The organism is Mycobacterium sp. 4D054, assembly GCF_052245755.1.
GTDB lineage: Bacteria > Actinomycetota > Actinomycetes > Mycobacteriales > Mycobacteriaceae > Mycobacterium.
In genome coordinates this window covers 1-16,704 of record NZ_JBQQCF010000057.1, presented here as the reverse complement: position 1 = coordinate 16,704, position 16,704 = coordinate 1, and the positions used below count along the sequence as shown (strand labels likewise).

The following is a 16,704-nucleotide window of genomic DNA, read 5'->3' as shown; positions in this document are numbered from 1 at the left end:
GGCCTCACGCCGGGGGTGGTGGCGGCGGTGGCGGCGGCAGAGGCGCGGGTGGCGGGGGCGCCGGCCAGGGCATCATGATCGGTGGCAGCCCTGGGATCTGGATCACGTTGGGCGGCGGGGGAGGAAGCAGTTCGCCAGGCGCCGGAGGCGGCGGCGCGCTCGGCGGCGGAGGCGGCCGATAGACCACCGGCGGGATGCCGTTGCTGACCATGATCGTCACGATCGAGCCGGGGATCGTCTTGCCGCGCGGCGAGGTCCCCACCACCGCGCCCTTCGCGGAGTCGCTATTGACCGCGGTCGGATCCGGCGCGACCTGAAAACCCGCTTCCTCCAACTTCTTCCGCGCGGCATCGAGCTTCATCCCGGTGACGCTGGGCACTTCGCTGCCCGGCCCGCCGTCGACGTAGCGGGGATCGGTGGGCGGCAGCGCGACCGGCCCGAAGTCGTTGGCGATGGGCTCCATCGCCTGGTACCACGTCAGGGCCGGTTCCGTACCGCCGTAGAGATCGCCGTCGCCGCACTTGCGCAGCGGGTACGAACACAGGCCCGACGGCGAGGGGGAGTCGTCGAAGATGTAGTTCGCGGCGGCGTACCGGTTGGTGAAGCCGACGAACGCCGATGACCGATGCGATTCGGTGGTGCCGGTCTTGCCGGCCATCGGTAGATCCCATCCCACCGAACTCGCTGCCCCGGTGGCGGTCCCGCCGGTGTGGTCCTTGCCGAGCGCGTTGGCCATCGTGTTGGCGAGCCCCTCGGGGACCACCTGCTCGCAGGCCGGGGTCGCTAAGGCCACCTCTTTGCCGTAGCGGTCGAAGACCTTGTCGATCGGGCTGGGTGGGCACCACACGCCGCCCGAGGCCAGCGTCGCCGCGACGTTGGTCAACTCGAGCGCGTTGAGCTCGAACGGACCCAGGGTGAACGATCCGAGGTTCTGCCGCTTGATGAAGTCGGCGATGCTCTCGTTGCTGTCGGGATCGTAGACGCGGGCGGTGCCCGGTTCGGCGTAGGACCGCAGCCCGAGCCGGACGGCCATGTCCACCGCGCGGGGCACCCCGATCTGCGAAATCAGTTTGGCGAACGCGGTATTGGGCGATTTCGCCAGTGCATCGGTGACGCTGAGCTGGCCCGAGTACCCGGAGACGTTCTTCACGCACCACGTCTTTCGCGGGCAGCCCGGATCGGTGGTGTCGCCCAGGCCGGTGGCGCGGAACGTCTGGGGCACGTCGAGCTGGGCGCTGATGCCCAGGCCCATTTCCAGCGCGGCCGCGGTGGTGAAGATCTTGAACACCGAGCCGGCGCCGTCACCGCCGAGAGAGAACGGCTGCGGCTGCACCGTCTCCCCGGCGCTGAGATCCAGTCCGTAGCTTCGGTTGTCGGCCATCGCCACCACCCGGTGGGACTCTTTGCCGGGCAGGATCACGCTCATCACGCTGGCCACCCCGGGGGTGGTGGGTTTGGCGTACTTGTCGATGGCCGTCTTGACGCTGGCCTGGACCTTCGGGTCCAGCGTGGTGCGGATCAGGTAGCCGTTGCGGGCCACGTCCTCCATAGTCAGGCCGGCGCGCGCCAGGTAGCGCATCGCGTACTCGCAGAAGAACCCGCGGTCGCCGGCGGCGATGCAGCCCTGTGGCAGCGGGGCGGGCCGGGGCAGCACCCCGAGCGGCCGGTTCTTCGCAGCGCGTAGTGCGTCGGCGTGCTCGGGCAGGTTCTCGATCATCGTGTCGAGCACGACGTTGCGCCGCGACAGCGCGCCGTCCGGGTTGGTGTAGGGATCGAGCAGGCTGGTGGACTGCACCATCCCGGCCAGCAGGGCGGCCTGCTCCCAATTCAGGTCGGCGGCGTCGATGCCGAAGTAGGTACGCGCGGCGTCCTGCACGCCGAAGGCGCCGTTGCCGAACGACACCAGGTTCAGGTAGCGGGACAGCAGTTCGGTCTTGGGCAGCAGCTTATCCAAGGCCAGGGCGGCGCGTATCTCGCGCAGTTTGCGTGCCGGCGTAATCGCGACCGCGGCGCGCCGATCGGCGTCGGTTCGGGCCTTCACCAGCAGGTTGAAGTTCTTGACGTACTGCTGCTCCAGCGTCGACCCGCCCCGGGTGCTCTTGTCGCCGCGCAGGTAACCAGTGAGGCCGGTGAGCGTGCCCTGCCAGTCGACGCCGTTGTGCTCGGCGAATCGTTTGTCCTCGATCGAGATGATGGCCAGCTTCATCGTGCCGGCGATCCGATCGCTGGGCACCACCCAGCGGCGCTGCTCGTAGAGCCACGCGATGGGGTTTCCCGCAGCGTCCACCATGGTGGACACGATCGGCGCCTCACCTTTGAAGAGGTCCGCGGATTCCTCGGTGGCCGAGTCGGAGACGCGCATGATCGCGGTGCCGGCGCCCCCGACGAACGGGAACATCATCGCGGCCAGTAGCAGGCCCGCGACCAGACAGCAGCCGGCCAACTTGGCGGCGGCGATTCTCTGTGCCCGACGGCGGTCGTGCATGGCGCCAGCCTATGGCCGAGACAGCTGCCCGGTGACCGCTTTCGGTGGTCTCCGCGACAAGCCGTCGTCGGAAAGGCTGCCCGGGCCGGTGACGCCGCCGGTGAGCAGCACGGCTGTGGAGCGGCTGTGAAATCGGTTCAGGGTAAAGGCGATCCTCGTCGTCCGGACTGTTTCCGCGGAGCGGTGGGCGTGCCAGAATCGAGGAATGGACTCGGGCCCGCTGGGCCGGAGATCGGTCGGATTGCCCCCGGACCTCGACGCGTGGACGGCGAGGTCCGCCGTTCCGTGCGCCGTCGCCGCGTCGGGCGGGATGGAGACGCCATGATCACCATGGCCGCGGTGGCCGGTGCGGTCACCCTGATACTGCTCTGGCTCGTCGGGGCCAACGTGCGCGTGATCCAGCAGTTCGAGCGGGGCGTGGTGTACCGGTTCGGGCAGGTGCAGCCCCGGGTGCGCGCTCCCGGGCTGACCGTGCTGGTGCCGATCGCCGACCGGCTGCAGAAGGTGAACGTCCAGATCATCACGATGCCCGTGCCCGCCCAGGACGGCATCACCCGCGACAACGTGACCGTGCGGGTGGACGCCGTCATCTACTTCCAGGTGGCCGACCCGGTGCGCGCGGCCGTCGATGTGCAGGACTACAGGTCGGCTGTCGGGCAGGTCGCGCAGACGTCGCTGCGGTCGATCATCGGCAAGAGCAACCTCGATGACCTGCTGTCCAACCGGGAGCACCTCAACCAGGGCCTGGAGCTGATGATCGACAGCCCGGCGCTGGGCTGGGGCATCCACATCGACCGTGTCGAGATCAAGGACGTGGTGCTGCCCGACTCCATGAAGCGCTCGATCGCCCGCCAGGCCGAGGCCGAGCGGGAGCGACGGGCCCGGATCATCACCGCCGACGGCGAGCTGCAGGCCTCGCAGAAGCTGGCGGCCGCGGCCGAGGTGATGTCGGCGCAGCCTGCGGCTCTGCAACTGCGGCTGCTGCAGACCGTCGTCGAGGTGGCGGCGGAGAAGAACTCCACGCTGGTGTTGCCGTTCCCGGTCGAACTGCTGCGTTTCCTCGAGCGTTCGACACCGCAGGGCGCCGGGCCCGACGAGGAGGCATCGCCGGCGATCACCGCGAAAATCGCCGAAGGCATCGGCCTGTTGAAGCTCGGCGAACCCGCGAACGGGTAGCGTGCTCTGAGGTCGCGAGCGTGGCGTCGACGGACCCGGGGTTGCGCGCGTGCCGCTGACGAGGGGGACGAGCATGACCACACGGACTGATACGCCGCTGCCGAAGTCGAGTGCCGCCGAGACCCGGCGGGCGATCTGGAACACCATTCGCGGGTCGTCGGGCAACCTCGTCGAGTGGTACGACGTCTACGTCTACACCGTGTTCGCAACGTATTTCGAGGGACAGTTCTTCGCCGAGTCCGAGAAGAACTCGACGGTGTACGTGTACGCGATCTTTGCGATCACGTTCGTGATGCGCCCGATCGGGTCGTGGTTCTTCGGCCGGTTCGCCGACCGCCGCGGCCGGCGCGCGGCGCTGACGGTCAGTGTGTCGCTGATGGCGTTGTGCTCGGCGGTGATCGCGCTGGTGCCGTCGCAGGCCTCGATCGGGATCGCGGCGCCGATCATCCTGGTGCTGGCGCGGCTGGTGCAGGGTTTCGCGACGGGCGGAGAGTACGGCACGTCGGCGACCTACATGTCCGAGGCGGCGACGCGGGAGCGGCGCGGGTTCTTCTCGTCGTTCCAGTACGTGACCCTGGTCGGCGGGCACGTGCTGGCGCAGTTCACGCTGCTGATCCTGCAGTCGTTCCTGTCCGATGAGCAGATGCGCGAATTCGGTTGGCGCATCGCGTTTGGCATCGGCGGCGTGGCCGCGATCGTGGTGTTCTGGCTGCGGCGCACGATGGACGAGTCGCTGTCCGAGGACGTGATCGAGGCGGCCCGCTCCGGCGAGGATCAGGGCGCCGGTTCGATGCGGGAACTGCTGACCAGCTACTGGCGTCCGTTTCTGCTGTGCTTCCTGATCACGATGGGCGGCACGGTCGCGTTCTACACCTACAGCGTCAACGCGCCCGCGATCGTCAAGACCACCTACGACGGCGCGATGACCGCGACGTGGATCAACCTGATCGGGCTGATCTTCCTGATGCTGCTGCAGCCGGTCGGTGGGATGATCAGCGACAAGGTCGGACGCAAGCCGATGCTGGTGTTCTTCGGCGTGGGTGGGCTGGTGTGGACCTATGTGCTGATCACCTATCTGCCCGAAACCCACTCGCCGCTGCTGTCTTTCGCGCTGATGGCGGTGGGCTATGTGATTCTGACCGGGTACACGTCGATCAACGCGCTGGTGAAGTCCGAGCTGTTCCCGGCGCACGTGCGCGCGCTCGGGGTGGGCGTCGGGTATGCGTTGGCGAACTCGATCTTCGGCGGGACGGCGCCGCTGATCTACCAGGCGCTCAAGGAGCGGGATCAGGTGCCGCTGTTCATCGGCTACGTGACGGTGTGCATCGCGGTGTCGCTGGTGGTGTATGTGTTCTTCCTGAAGAACAAGGCCGAGACGCATCTGGACCGTGAGCGGGGCTCGGCGTTCGGGGTGTAATGCTGGGCTGTGCCGTTTCGGCCGTCGGTACGCCGGGTAGCCGAGTCCGATGTGCGGCAGGACCTGGTGACCAGGGCATGAGTTTCAGGGCATGACTTTCAAGGGCGCGGTCAACCGGGCCACCGAGAGTCGCACCGTGGAATGGCTCGCGCGGGCGGGTTATCCCGTCAGCGGGCTGCTGCATCTGCTCATCGCCTACATCATCGTGCGGATGGCGTTCGGGTTCACCGGCGACGCCGACCAGACCGGGGCGCTCGCGACGCTGGCCGAGCAACGGGGCGGGGTGCTGTCGCTGTGGGTGGTCGCGGTGGGGCTGGTGGCGCTGGCGATGTGGCGGCTGGCCGAGACGGTGTTGGGTCTGCATCCGGGTGAGCACAGCCACGCCCATCTGCGGGAGTCGCCACTGATCAATCGGCTCAAGGCTTTTGGCCTGGCGGTGGTGTATCTGGCGCTGGCATTCGCGGCTGTCCAGTTCGCCCTGGGGGTCGGCCGGCAGGGCAGTGAACGGGCCGAAGGGCTGAGCGCGCGGTTGATGCAGTCCGAGAGCGGCAAGACTGCCCTGGTGGCAGTGGGCCTGGCGGTCGCCGCAGTAGGCGGCTACTTCGTGTACAAGGGCGCATCGCGGAAATTCCTCGGCGATCTGACGGTGCCGGGTGGACGGCTGATCACGGTGCTGGGGGTGTGCGGGCATGTCGGCGAGGGTGTGGTGTTGTTCGCTGCCGGGTTGTCGGTGATCGGCGCGGCGTTCCTGCAGGACCCGACGCGGGCGACGGGATTGGATGCGGCGGTGGAGGCGCTCGGTCGCGCGCACTTCGGCCACGAGATTCTGCTGGTTGCCGCAACAGGATTCGCGGCCTACGGCCTGTACAGCATCGCGTTGACGCGGTACTCGCGGATGTGAGCCGTTTTCAGTGCTGCACGCGAGATTGCTGTCAGGGCTGTGGACACCAGCCCCGCCAACCTGGTGACTTCCGTCCCTATCCGGAACTCCAACCCGGTGCTGCGATCGACATGACGGCCTTGTTCGGATCGGCCGACAGCGCCGCCCGTCGGATGGAGGTCCGCAATGAACACGTCACAGCAGGTCCACGACCGGACGCGGATGTTCGCTCGCGTGCTCGGACCCTTTTTGGTGATCGTCGACCTCGCGGCCGTGCTGCGGGCGTCGGACATGCAGACGCTGCTGTCGGATTTCTCGGCGAACTCAGCATGGCTGTGGATGTCGGGGGCGTTCACACTCGTCGCCGGGCTTGTCGTCGTCGCACTGCACCAGCACTGGCATGGTGCCGCGGCGATCGTCGTCTCGGCGCTGGGCTGGCTGATCGTCGTGCGCGCGCTGTTCCTGCTCTTCTTCCCGGATACGTTCATGTCGTTGGCCGACACCATGATCGGCGCGAGGGCGTGGTGGATCGCGGCGTGCGGCGTGGCCGCGCTGGTCGGTGTCTACCTGACGTATGTCGGCTGGGCGCCGGAGCACCATCCACCGGCCACGCACACGACGGACGCGAGCCGGGACGTGACCCCGGCCGCCTAGGGACTGTTCGCGCCACCTCGTGCCTCGACGCATGTGTCGCTGAACCACGTCGCGGCACACCTGGCGGTCCATGCGACGATGGCCCCGGTATCCCGTGAATGCAAAGGAGCTTCAGATGGGGTTTGAACGAATCGACGATCTCCTGAACGCCGTGACCGCCGACGGGGCACTGCACGGCGTCGCCGCCACAGTGGTCGGCCGCGACGGCGTCCTCTACGAGGGCGCAGCGGGAGATGCGAAGCCCGACACGATGTTCCGGAACGCGTCGATGACCAAGGCCGTCGCGACCACCGCGGCGCTGCAGCTCGTCGAGCAGGGCCGCGTCGATCTGGACGTGGCCGTCGCGTCGATCGTGCCCGAGTTCGGGGAGTTGCAGGTGCTTGACGGCTTCGAGGGTGGTGAGCCGGTCCTGCGCGAGCCCAGGGCGCAGGCAACCGTGCGGCAGCTGATGAACCACACCGCCGGCTGCGGCTACCACTTCCTCAACGAGAAGCTGTTCGCCTACTGCGCCGGGCAGAACTTCCCCAACCCCCTGGAGGGCGTCAAGAAGAGTATCCGCGCGCCGCTGGTGCACGATCCCGGCACAGTATGGGAGTACGGCGTCAGCACCGACTGGCTCGGCATGGTCGTCGAGGCGGTGAGCGGCCAGACGCTGGCCGACTACCTCGCCGAGCACGTCTACGGCCCGCTGAGGATGACGGACTCCACGTTCGCGCCGAGCGACGAGCAGCGAGCACGATTGCTGCCCATCCGCTTTCGGGCGCCCGACGGCAGCTTGGTGCCCACCGACCTGGACCTGCCCGCCACACCGGAGTGGGACGCCGCCGGTCACGGGTCCTACGGGACGGTGGCCGATTACGGGCGTTTCGTGCGTGCCTGGCTCAACGGCGGCGAGCTCGACGGCAGGCGCATCCTCAAAGAGGAGACGGTGGAGCTCGCGTTGCGGGACCACCTCGACGGGGCGCCGCTGCCGAAGAAGCTGGAGCCGGCCATCCCCGAGCTGACCAACCCGGTCGAGCTACTCGACGTGCCGCAGGGGTGGGGCCTGGGGTTCCACCTGTATCTGGTCGACCTGCCCGGCATGCGCAGCGCGGGCTCGGCCGACTGGTCGGGGCTGTTCAACAGTTTCTTCTGGATCGACCGCCGGGCGGGCATCGGCGCCGTGATCGCGACGCAGGTCCTGCCGTTTTTCGACGGCAAGATGGTCGAGACGATCCTGGGCTTCGAGGCTGCGGTCTACGCGGAACTCGGCGCCGCCTGAGTCCGTACTGCTCCGAGCCCGGGCCGGCGTTGTCAGTAGTGGTACCGGGCCTTCAATATCGTGACTTGGTGATCGTCTGCTCGGTAGACGAGCCGGTGTTCGTCGTCTATACGCCGAGACCAGTATCCGGACAGTTCGCCCTTGAGCGGTTCGGGTTTGCCGATCCCCCCGAACGGATCGCGTTGGATCTCTCCGATCAGTCTCGTGATCCGTCGAGCCGTCTTGCGGTCGGACGCCAGCCAGAACAGGAAATCCTCCCAGGCATCGGGGTCGACGTTGATGTGTCTCACTCCTCGCCGCCGGCCATCTCCTGAAGTTCGTCGATCGACTTGGAGCGGTGTGGGGTTGCGCGCCGGCCGGCCTTGTCGCGGGCGACGGCCTCCATGAGTCGGCGGGCATTCTCGGGTGAGCGCAGTAGGTAGACCGTTTCCTGCCACGAGTCGTAGTCGTCAGCGGACATCAGCACCGCATCTCCTGCCCTGGAGGTGATGCGTACCGGCTCATGGTCGGTGTTGACTTGTTCGAGGAGTGGGAAGAGGCGCTGGCGCGCCTCGCTGGCACTGATGCTCATGGGGATACTGCCCTCTCGTACGGGTTTACCGTACGGTAAATGTACAAGATAGCTGTACGATTACGGCCCGGACAGGTACCAACCCGTGATCTCCGCACCTTCGATTGTTGGGCGGTACCGGGCGATACCGGTCGGTCACGGCACGGGCCATTCGTGCACCGGGGCGCCGGTGTGCGCGTGCTCGACGTACCGCCGCGTCATCTCGTGCAGTGCCGCGACGCGATCGAGCCTGCGCTCCTGCAGCCGGCGCACCGTGTCGATCTGCCAGGCAGCCCCGGTGCGGCGGCGTCGCACCCGCGCTTCGATGACGCCGAGGTAGCGGTCGCGGTCCTCGGTGTCCACGCCCCAGGTGTCGAGCCCCGCTGCGGCGGCGGGGAGCAGGACCTCACGGGTGAGCCGAGCGGCCGGATGGTCGGCGCCTCGCCAGTTCAACTGCGCCGCCAGCCCGTCGCGCGCCGCACGGTGCAGGTCCCGCTCGGCCACCGCGAACGGCACGCTCTGCCACGGGGCGGGGTCGGTGTCGGCGACCGCGCGGACCAGGCCGTAGTAGTACGCGGCATTGGCGATCATGTCGACGGCGGTCGGTCCGCTGGGCAGCACCCGGTTTTCGATGCGCAGCTGCGGGCGTCCGGCCTGCACGTCGTAGACGGGACGGTTCCAGCGCCACACTGTACCGTTGTGCAGCCGGAGCTCGCGCAGGCCCGGAACGCACCCCGCATCGACGGCGACGTCGGGGTCCTCGGCCTGCAGCGTGGGAAACAGCGGAGGGAAGTCGCGGACGGTTTCGTCGAACAACTCCACCGGGTCGTCGATCCACCGGTCGCCGAGTCGAACCCGCGCCGGGGCTCCTCGTCGGAGATCCTTGGGGCGGCGGGTGTCAAGAAGCTGCTCCAACAACGGAATTCGGGTCTCCTGCCAGACCTGGTTGCCGAGCAGGTAGGGCGCGTTCGCGGCCATCGCCAGCTGGGCGCCGGCGATGGTCTGGGCGGCGTTGTAGTAGGCGGCGAACCGGTCCGGCGGCACCCGCAGGTGCAGCTGCAGACTGGTGGCGGCGGCGTCGGGGGCCACCGAGTCGGTACTGAACTGCACGGGCTCGCACCCGTCGTCGATGCGCACCGAGAACGGGCGGTGGCGAGCAGAGCGGACGCGCCGCGCCAGCAGCTCGTAGCGCGGGCTGTGCGAGATGTGCTCGGGGGTCAGCTGCTCGGCGCTGACGGTGGGCAGCATGCCGACCGCGACCAGCCGGACCCCGAGCACCTCGATCGCCGCCCTGCACCGGTCGAACACGCCGGCGAGGTCGGATTCGCACTCACGCAGGACGCGGCCTCGCAGCGGGCGGGGCGCCAGATTCAGCTCGACGTTGAACTGGCCGAGCTCGTGTTGCAAATCAGCCCGGCCCAGCCGGGCCAGGACCACGTCGTTGATCATCCGCGGCCGGCCCAAGGGGTCGACGAGATCGAGCTCCACTTCCATGCCGATGGTGTCGTCGTGGTCGTCGAACCAGCCGCCGTCGACCATGCGCCGCAACGCGGCGACACACCGCTCCAGCCTGAGCTGCACCGCGTGGCCGTCGCCGTCCACAAGGGCGGACGGTTCGACACGTTCACCCATGACGCACCTCCTCGGGGTGCTCGTGGGTCCCAACGGTACGACACAACAACAGTTCTCGGCACTGGTGCCAGGGGACGGAAAGCCGGTCGGCGTGCTCGTGTGGCGCGGATCCGGGGCATGGAGTCGTAGTCAGCGCCCGCCAATTCCCTTGGAGCTGTTGAAGATTTCTTGCGTGGCGGCTCGCCCCGAAGCCAGAGTCCGACACCCTTACCTGGAGGACAGGAAAGTCTTCCCCTTTCGGTATCGGACTCTGGCTTGCCGGCGATTACGCCCGAGGGCTGCGCCCAGCAGGATTTCTCTCAACAGCCAAACACCGCAGCACCCCCCGAGAGGACACCATCATGACCGCATCGAGCACCCGCAAGCCGGCCGGCATCAAGTACGCCGCCACCGTCGTCGGCGCCTTCGCCGTCCTGCTCGCCGCCCCGGCCACCGCCTTCGCCACCGACAACGAGCCCACGCCCGGTGGTGGCGGCTGCACTTACACCGACGCCGACGGCTACCAGATCCCGATCGACGACGGCCAGGACGTCTTCGTCGACGGCAAGATCGTCAGCTGCCGGGGCGGCACCATCACCGTCACGACGGCGCCCCAGAGCGGCGGCGCCGGCCAACAGAGCGGACCGAAGGGCGGCATCTTCCAACCGCCGGTGGTCACCAGCGGCGGTGTCCTGGAACCGACGACGCCCAAGAACGACGGCATCCGGCCGCCGGTGTTCAACCGCGTCCCGCTGTTCGCCCAGCCCTGACCGCCCCCGGCTCGGCCCGTCACCCGCCCCCGGTGACGGGCCGAGTCGCGTGCCGGCGTCGGCCGGTGAACGCCGCGTTCACGGGCCACGAACCGCGTCGCTACGCCAGAATTGCCGGAGAGGAGGTGCGCATGTCTTCCCATGTGGAGGTTTTCAGGCCGGCGGGACGGGAGCTCGTCCCACTGGCCGGCCAGCGCGTGACCCTCGGCAAAGCCTCGAGCAACGAGATCGCGCTCGAGCACGACGACACCGTCTCGCGGCTGCACGCCGTGTTCGAAAACCTCGGCGCCGCATGGTCGATCCGTGACATGGGCAGCCGCAACGGCACCTTCCTCAACGGCGAGAAGCTCACCGCCGAACGTGTGCTGCGCTCCGGCGACGAGGTGCGCGTCGGCAAGTCGCGGCTGATCTTCTGGATGGTCCACGAATCTGCCGACGGCCGCCGCGACGAGGAGACCGTCGCCGCCCAACCCGTGGAGGCGGCGCCGCGGCTGACCCGGCGCGAACTCGACGTGCTGGTGGTATTGTGCCGGCCGCTGGTATCCGACGACCCGTTCCCCGAACCCGCGTCGGTGCGGGCGATGGCCCGCGAGCTCTACGTCACCGAGGCCGCCGTCAAACAGCACCTGCAGAATCTCTACGACAAATTCGCCGTCCCCACCGAGGGGGACCGGCGTGTCCGGCTGGCCAATGAGGCGCTGCGCCGCGGCGCGGTCACCCTCGCCCAGTTGCGCGGCGACCCTACGTGAAGTCCAGCGCCTCGACGGTGGCCACCGGCCCTTCGTGGGTGGGCCGGTCGGCGCCGCCGATGCAGTACACCGTGGAGCCGACCGCGGAGACCGCCTGGCCGTGCACCGGGGTGTTGACCGGCGCCTGGGTGCTCCATCGGCGGTTGGCGATGTCGTACATCTCGACGGTGGGCAGCACCCGCGTCGGTTCCTCGCCGCCGACCACGACGATGCGCCCGTCCAGGTAGGCCGCGCCGTAGCTGCCGCGCGGGGTCGGCATGTCGGGCAGCTTCTCCCAGTTTCCGGACTGCGGGTCGAACCGCTCGAAGGCCGCCGTGTTCTCATCGGCGGACAGGAACCGGCCCCCAACGGTGTAGACGTACACGCCGTCGGACACTGCCGCGAGATGCTCACGCGCCGTGGGCATGTCGGCGGCCTGCGTCCAGGACGTGCCGTCGAACACCTCGGTTTGAGGCACGAGCTGTTTGTCGTTCTGCCCGCCGACGACGACGAGTTTGTCGCCGACCACCGCTGCCGCCGGCGCCGCCCGCGCGTGCTGGAGGCTCGCCAGCTCGACCCATTTACCGTCCCGGAACGCGAACACCTTGTCCGAGGCCTGGGTGATGGTGTCGGTGGCGCCGCCGATCACCACGACCTCGCCGCGGTAGGTCGCCGCGGCCGCGTGGTTGAGCGGGATCGGCAGCGACGGCTGCGCCTGCCACTGTTGGGTGCGGGTGTCGTAGGTCTCGACCGTCTGCAGCGTCTCGCCCTCCCGGATCCCGCCGGCGATCCAGATCCGGTCGTCGAGCACGGTGTAGGCCATCATCAGCCGGGGGGTCGGCGCGTCCGGCAGCGAGCGCCACTGCGCCGCGGGTTGCGGGGTGCGTGGCGCCAGTTTCAGCGCTTCGGCCGTCGACGTGGCCGCGCCGTCGCCGGCGCCGGTCGACCCGCCGATCACGTACACCGTCTTACCGACCGCGGCGACGGCCGCGCCGCGGCGTGCGGTGCCCAGGTCCGGCAGGCCGGACCACGTCGACGTCGTCAGATCGAGCGCGCTCACGGTCTTGACCGGCCGTCCCGCGGCGGCGCCGCCGACGGCCACCAGCCGGGCGTCGGTGACCGCGACCCCGAAGTCGCTGCGCGGTTCGGGCAGCGCCGGCAGGGCCGTCCAGGTGTCGGCGGCCGGGTCGTACGCCTCGACGCTCGCCAGGTCCGTCGTCCCGTTCGTGCCGCCGATCGCGTAGACGCGCGTGCCGTCCGAGGCCGCGGCCAGTAGCTGGCGCGGCGTCGGCATCGGCGCGGCCGGGGTCCACCCGCGTCCGTCGAACACCTCGGTGGTGTCGAGCACGCGGCCGTCGGCGTCGACGCCGCCGGTGACGACGATGCGGTCGCCCACCACGGCGGCTGCCGCCGCGGCGCGCGGCTGCAGCAGCGGCGGCAACTGCACCCAGCGGCTGTTGACCACCCGCCACACCGCGTCGGTGGCGACCTTGGTGTCCGCGCCGTCGGTGCGCCAGCCGCCGAGCACGACGGGGGTGTCCTGCCACGTCACCGACATCGCCCGCTGCACCGGAACCGGGAGCGCTTCACCGCCCTTCCAGCTGTCGATCGCGGGGTCGTAGCCCTCGTGCGCGCCGCTGACCCGGTTGTCGGCGCCCATCCCGCCGAAGATCCAGATGGTGCCGTCGGCCTGGGTGGCGGCCGCCCCGTCGAGGGCGGTGCGGGCGTCGGCGACCGGCCGCCACCCGGGCTGCGCTTCGGCGGTCGGCTGTGCCACGGGTGCCGTGACGGCGCCACCGCCGGTGTCCCGTGTCGAGGCCACGACGACGGCCCCGCCGATCACCAGCAGCACCACGGCCGCCGCGGCGGCGAGCGCGAGCACCGTCTTTCTGCGGTCCTTCCTCGGGGCGGCGGGGACCGGCGGAGGGGGCTGGGCGACAGGCCACGGCGTGTTCGACGGGCTGCGCGCGAACATGTCCGGCGGGGGAGGGGCCGGTGGCGGCGCCGGCGGCGCGGTGGCCGGAATCGGAGGCGGCACAGCGGGATTGGACGGCTCCGACAGCGGCAGCGCCTGCGTGCCTTCGGACCGCTCGGGAGGCGGGGTGGGTTCGCCGATCGCCATGTGATCGGCGGTCAACCCGTTGTGCCGCTGGGCTTCCTGCAGGGTGCGGCCGAACTCGGCCGCGGAGTCGAACCGGGTGGCCGGCTCCAGCGACATCGCCTTCTCGATCGCCGAGCACACATCCGACGGGATGCCGAGGTGGCGCAGGTCCGGCACCGGCTGGGAGGTGATCCGCAGGTAGTGGGCGATCAGTTCCTCGTCGGTCTTGCGTTCGTGCGCGGCCTTCCCGGCGATCATCGCGTAGAGCGTGGCGCCGAGCGAGTAGACGTCGGCCTCGACGGTGGGTGGTTTACCGGTGAGGACCTCGGGCGCGGTGTAGGACAGCGTGCCGGTGAAGAACCCGGTCACCGTCTTGTACCCGCCGACGATGCGCGCGGTGCCGAAGTCGCTGAGCTGCGGCTCGCCGTAGTCGTTGACGAGCACATTGGCGGGTTTGATGTCGCGGTGCAGAGTGCCGGTCCGGTGCGCGGTTTCGAGCGCTCCGCAGAGTTTGACGCCGATGCGCAGCGCGTCGGGCCACGGGATCCGGCCCTCGCGGCGTACCTGGTCGGCGAGCGATCCCCTTGCGTGGTAAGGCATCACGATGAAGGGCCGGTCCTGCTCGGTCATGCCGACCTGCAGGATGTTGACGATGTTCGGGTGGCCCGACAGGGCGCCCATGGCGTAGCCCTCGCGCAGGAAACGTTCGCGGTCGTCCTGGTCGAGAGAAGACGCAAGCACCTTGATGGCGACGGTGCGGCCGAGGGACTGCTGGTGGCAGCGGTAGACCACGCCGCCGCCGCCCCTGCCGACTTCGACGGCGTCGACGAATCCGGCAGCCGCCAGCTCGTAAGCGATCTCGCCCGCCATCGCCTCACATCCTCCGGTGAAGTGCGAGTACTGCGCTTACGGTACTCGGACGGCGCCGCGCGAGCGCCGGAAATGCGGTGCACCGCGCTTTGCTGATCGCGGCGGTCCGCGACGGTCGAGGCTCCGTTGGGGAGTCACGGTGCGACGAGCGCTCCCACCCTGTCGACGACCGCGCGGTTGAATGCAGCCGGTTCGTCGACGAACGGTTCGTGACCGGAGTCGTCGAACCAGAGGAGCTGCTTCGATGGGGCCTCCAACGTGTCGAAATAGGCGACCGTGGTGTCGGGTGACACCCAGTGGTCGCGGCGCCCGACGAAGAAGACGGCGGGCATGCGCAACGCGGGCACGGCAGTAATGAGGTTCAGCGCGGAGGTCTCCTCCCACATCGCGTCCATCGTGAACCGGAAGCCGCGGATCTGACTGACCAGGTCCAGCGGCGAGGCCTCCCGGCCGCCGCCGAACACCGCTCCGCGCAGCTTCCACAACGCCCGGGGCGACAGTTGCCCGTCGAGGCGCTGCAGCCAGGTGCGCTCGGAGAAGACGCCGGCTGCTGGATACGGCGGCGGACCGATGGCCCGCAACGCCGACAGGGCCCGGCGGTGGCCGCGCCGTTCGGCGCCGGCCAGCGCGCAGGCGTACGAGGCGGACTCCGCGGCCGCCGCGTCACCGATCTGGGCGGTGCCGAGGTAGGCCGCGACCCGTTCGGGGTGCCGGTCGGCGTACAGCACGCCGAGCAGGGATCCCCACGAGTGGCCGTGCAGCACCACCTGCTCTTGGCCGACGCGGGCGCAGACCATGTCGACCAGGTCGTCGAGGTCGGTGAGGAACTGTTCGACGGTCATCGACGATGGCGGAATGCCGCGGTGGAAGGACTTGCCTGCGCCGCGCTGGTCCCAGTACACGACGGTGAACCAGTCTTCCAGCTCGGCGTTGAAGTGGCGGAAGAAGCGGGTCTCGCTGAATCCCGGGCCGCCGTGCAGGTGGATCAGCGGAGGGTTGGCCAGGTCGCGGCCGCGGATCAGCACCCACTGGTCGATCCCACCGAGCCGGCAGAAGCCCACCTCGGCGATGCTCTCGGGCACGACGTCACCCGCTGCCGTGCGAAATGGTCTGGTCCGGCCTGGTCCTCTCATAGGTGCCACAGTTGCCGACGGCCGGACGCGACATTAGAGCCGAAGGACCTCGATATCGGAGTCGAAGGTGCGCGGGGGTTTCCGTCGTCTTGTCCGGCTCTTGGGGTACTACTCAGTGCAGATGTTGGCCGTCAGGAAGGAGGCCCGGGCGATGGTCGTGACACGTGAGGAAGCGGCGCAGTACCTCAAGGACGCCGGAGGGTTGAAGCTCGTGGTGCTCGGCGCGGACGGGCAGCAGATCGCGGCGATGTTCGTGCAAGGTTCGGTGCGGTACGACAAGGAGGAATCCACCTTCATCGCAGTGGCCGAGGACGGCCGCCTGATGGGGGAGCTGGTCGTCAACGACACGGTCGGTTATGACGAGAACATCGACGCATTTGTCATCCGGGGCATGCGGTAGCAGTCCGCCTTCTCGGACGCGGGCGGTGAATTCGGGGCGTGTGTCTTACTGAAACTTGGGGCAATACGTCATGTTGGCCGTGACGACGTAGTCGGCGGCGCCGTCCCAGCTGAGGGGACGGATAGTCGACCCGCACCATGTCAACCACGCGTGAATGCGGGGTGCCGAAACTCAACTCCCGGCAGACGGCCTGTGCGTGGGCGATCGTCGCGTACGGGTTCGCGTAGGTGATGCCGAAGTTGGTCAACGGCTCGCCGCCGTGGTCCTTCACCCACACCGGGGTGAATCGGTCCCACCACCGACGCTCACCCCGAAATCGTTGTGGTGTCAGCTACTCGCAGCTGTCGCACACCCCAGTCAGCGACAGCTGCATGCCACATACACAGAAACCGGGCGGGTCTGCTGCACCATCAGGTGAAAGAGAGGAATTGTCAATACCTGTGGATCGGGGTGTTTCAGGCGACCTCCGTTCCGGTGTGTTGATCGCCGTCTGACGGTGGTGCCGGCGGGGTGATGTCGGTGGGCCGTTCGAGCAGTTTGCCTTTGTGGAAGACCGCTCCCGCGCGTACCAGGGCGACCAGATGCGGGGCGTTGACGGCACGCCAACGGGCTTGGGCTGTGTCGATCAGCTTATAGGCCATCGCCAATCCAGCGGCCCGTGATCCCGG

15 protein-coding genes and 1 pseudogene are annotated in these 16,704 nt (G+C 68.9%); 8 read left to right on the top strand and 8 right to left on the bottom strand.

What is annotated here, in order from left to right; translation table 11 throughout:
- Positions 1–4: 4 nt before the first annotated feature.
- On the bottom strand, positions 5–2,485 hold the full coding sequence (gene ponA2 / locus ACTWP6_RS26445) for a transglycosylase/D,D-transpeptidase PonA2 (RefSeq protein ID WP_443189248.1): 2,481 nt from the start codon (positions 2,483–2,485) through the stop codon (positions 5–7).
- Between the two features lie 321 nt (positions 2,486–2,806).
- On the opposite strand from ponA2, the gene ACTWP6_RS26440 reads away from it, so the two are divergent.
- From ACTWP6_RS26440 to ACTWP6_RS26420, 5 genes are all read left to right on the top strand, one after another.
- Positions 2,807–3,661 carry an SPFH domain-containing protein gene (locus ACTWP6_RS26440; RefSeq protein WP_443189247.1) on the top strand — a complete coding sequence of 285 codons (855 nt, stop codon included), beginning with the start codon at positions 2,807–2,809 and terminating at the stop codon, positions 3,659–3,661.
- Between the two features lie 73 nt (positions 3,662–3,734).
- On the top strand, positions 3,735–5,078 hold the full coding sequence (locus tag ACTWP6_RS26435; protein ID WP_443189246.1) for an MFS transporter: 1,344 nt from the start codon (positions 3,735–3,737) through the stop codon (positions 5,076–5,078).
- A gap of 91 nt (positions 5,079–5,169) precedes the next feature.
- The gene (locus tag ACTWP6_RS26430) at positions 5,170–5,979 is read left to right on the top strand and encodes a DUF1206 domain-containing protein (protein WP_443189245.1); all 810 of its coding nucleotides are present in this window, start codon (positions 5,170–5,172) and stop codon (positions 5,977–5,979) included.
- 165 nt (positions 5,980–6,144) lie between these two features.
- Positions 6,145–6,612 carry a hypothetical protein gene (locus ACTWP6_RS26425; protein ID WP_443189244.1) on the top strand — a complete coding sequence of 156 codons (468 nt, stop codon included), beginning with the start codon at positions 6,145–6,147 and terminating at the stop codon, positions 6,610–6,612.
- A 115-nt stretch (positions 6,613–6,727) separates the two neighbouring features.
- Positions 6,728–7,873 carry a serine hydrolase domain-containing protein gene (locus ACTWP6_RS26420; protein ID WP_443189243.1) on the top strand — a complete coding sequence of 382 codons (1,146 nt, stop codon included), beginning with the start codon at positions 6,728–6,730 and terminating at the stop codon, positions 7,871–7,873.
- 32 nt (positions 7,874–7,905) lie between these two features.
- Here ACTWP6_RS26420 and ACTWP6_RS26415 read toward each other — a convergent pair whose 3' ends face one another.
- The 3 genes from ACTWP6_RS26415 to ACTWP6_RS26405 form a co-directional block, all read right to left on the bottom strand.
- Positions 7,906–8,163, bottom strand: coding sequence for a Txe/YoeB family addiction module toxin (locus tag ACTWP6_RS26415; RefSeq protein WP_260757041.1), 258 nt, complete (start codon positions 8,161–8,163; stop codon positions 7,906–7,908).
- Positions 8,160–8,444 (bottom strand): type II toxin-antitoxin system Phd/YefM family antitoxin, encoded by a 285-nt coding sequence (locus ACTWP6_RS26410; protein ID WP_443189242.1) that lies wholly within the window; start codon positions 8,442–8,444, stop codon positions 8,160–8,162. Before ACTWP6_RS26410 ends, ACTWP6_RS26415 begins: the two co-directional genes overlap by 4 nt.
- Before the next feature lie 135 nt (positions 8,445–8,579).
- Positions 8,580–10,055 carry a hypothetical protein gene (locus ACTWP6_RS26405; protein ID WP_443189241.1) on the bottom strand — a complete coding sequence of 492 codons (1,476 nt, stop codon included), beginning with the start codon at positions 10,053–10,055 and terminating at the stop codon, positions 8,580–8,582.
- A gap of 341 nt (positions 10,056–10,396) precedes the next feature.
- Between ACTWP6_RS26405 and ACTWP6_RS26400 the strand changes: the two genes are divergently transcribed.
- Together ACTWP6_RS26400 and ACTWP6_RS26395 are read left to right on the top strand one after the other, a co-directional pair.
- Positions 10,397–10,804: a hypothetical protein gene (locus ACTWP6_RS26400; protein WP_443189240.1), complete on the top strand. Its 408-nt coding sequence runs from the start codon at positions 10,397–10,399 to the stop codon at positions 10,802–10,804.
- Positions 10,805–10,935: 131 nt separating this feature from the next.
- Entirely contained in the window at positions 10,936–11,553 is a 618-nt protein-coding gene (locus tag ACTWP6_RS26395) for an FHA domain-containing protein (RefSeq protein ID WP_443189239.1), read from the top strand.
- On the opposite strand, the gene ACTWP6_RS26390 is transcribed toward ACTWP6_RS26395, so the two are convergent.
- A complete protein-coding gene (locus ACTWP6_RS26390) occupies positions 11,546–14,503 on the bottom strand; it encodes a DUF1668 domain-containing protein (RefSeq protein ID WP_443189238.1) in 2,958 nt (985 codons plus the stop codon). The genes ACTWP6_RS26395 and ACTWP6_RS26390 overlap by 8 nt on opposite strands.
- A gap of 134 nt (positions 14,504–14,637) precedes the next feature.
- Positions 14,638–15,585 (bottom strand): alpha/beta fold hydrolase, encoded by a 948-nt coding sequence (locus ACTWP6_RS26385; RefSeq protein ID WP_443189237.1) that lies wholly within the window; start codon positions 15,583–15,585, stop codon positions 14,638–14,640.
- A 202-nt stretch (positions 15,586–15,787) separates the two neighbouring features.
- Between ACTWP6_RS26385 and ACTWP6_RS26380 the strand changes: the two genes are divergently transcribed.
- On the top strand, positions 15,788–16,036 hold the full coding sequence (locus ACTWP6_RS26380) for a hypothetical protein (protein ID WP_260757049.1): 249 nt from the start codon (positions 15,788–15,790) through the stop codon (positions 16,034–16,036).
- Here the strand turns inward: ACTWP6_RS26380 and ACTWP6_RS26375 are convergent.
- Entirely contained in the window at positions 16,017–16,307 is a 291-nt protein-coding gene (locus ACTWP6_RS26375) for a DUF732 domain-containing protein (RefSeq protein ID WP_443189236.1), read from the bottom strand. The genes ACTWP6_RS26380 and ACTWP6_RS26375 overlap by 20 nt on opposite strands.
- Positions 16,308–16,491: 184 nt before the next feature.
- A pseudogene (locus tag ACTWP6_RS26370) lies at positions 16,492–16,704 on the bottom strand (IS256 family transposase); the annotation flags it as partial.

Excerpts from the sequence above, each read along its gene's own strand:
- ponA2 (WP_443189248.1), bottom strand. The coding sequence starts at position 2,485 with ATGCACGACCGCCGTCGGGCACAGAGAATCGCCGCCGCCAAGTTGGCC.
- ACTWP6_RS26440 (WP_443189247.1), top strand. The coding sequence starts at position 2,807 with ATGATCACCATGGCCGCGGTGGCCGGTGCGGTCACCCTGATACTGCTC.
- ACTWP6_RS26435 (WP_443189246.1), top strand. The coding sequence starts at position 3,735 with ATGACCACACGGACTGATACGCCGCTGCCGAAGTCGAGTGCCGCCGAG.
- ACTWP6_RS26430 (WP_443189245.1), top strand. The coding sequence starts at position 5,170 with ATGACTTTCAAGGGCGCGGTCAACCGGGCCACCGAGAGTCGCACCGTG.
- ACTWP6_RS26425 (WP_443189244.1), top strand. The coding sequence starts at position 6,145 with ATGAACACGTCACAGCAGGTCCACGACCGGACGCGGATGTTCGCTCGC.
- ACTWP6_RS26420 (WP_443189243.1), top strand. The coding sequence starts at position 6,728 with ATGGGGTTTGAACGAATCGACGATCTCCTGAACGCCGTGACCGCCGAC.
- ACTWP6_RS26410 (WP_443189242.1), bottom strand. The coding sequence starts at position 8,444 with ATGAGCATCAGTGCCAGCGAGGCGCGCCAGCGCCTCTTCCCACTCCTC.
- ACTWP6_RS26405 (WP_443189241.1), bottom strand. The coding sequence starts at position 10,055 with ATGGGTGAACGTGTCGAACCGTCCGCCCTTGTGGACGGCGACGGCCAC.
- ACTWP6_RS26400 (WP_443189240.1), top strand. The coding sequence starts at position 10,397 with ATGACCGCATCGAGCACCCGCAAGCCGGCCGGCATCAAGTACGCCGCC.
- ACTWP6_RS26395 (WP_443189239.1), top strand. The coding sequence starts at position 10,936 with ATGTCTTCCCATGTGGAGGTTTTCAGGCCGGCGGGACGGGAGCTCGTC.
- ACTWP6_RS26390 (WP_443189238.1), bottom strand. The coding sequence starts at position 14,503 with ATGGCGGGCGAGATCGCTTACGAGCTGGCGGCTGCCGGATTCGTCGAC.
- ACTWP6_RS26380 (WP_260757049.1), top strand. The coding sequence starts at position 15,788 with ATGGTCGTGACACGTGAGGAAGCGGCGCAGTACCTCAAGGACGCCGGA.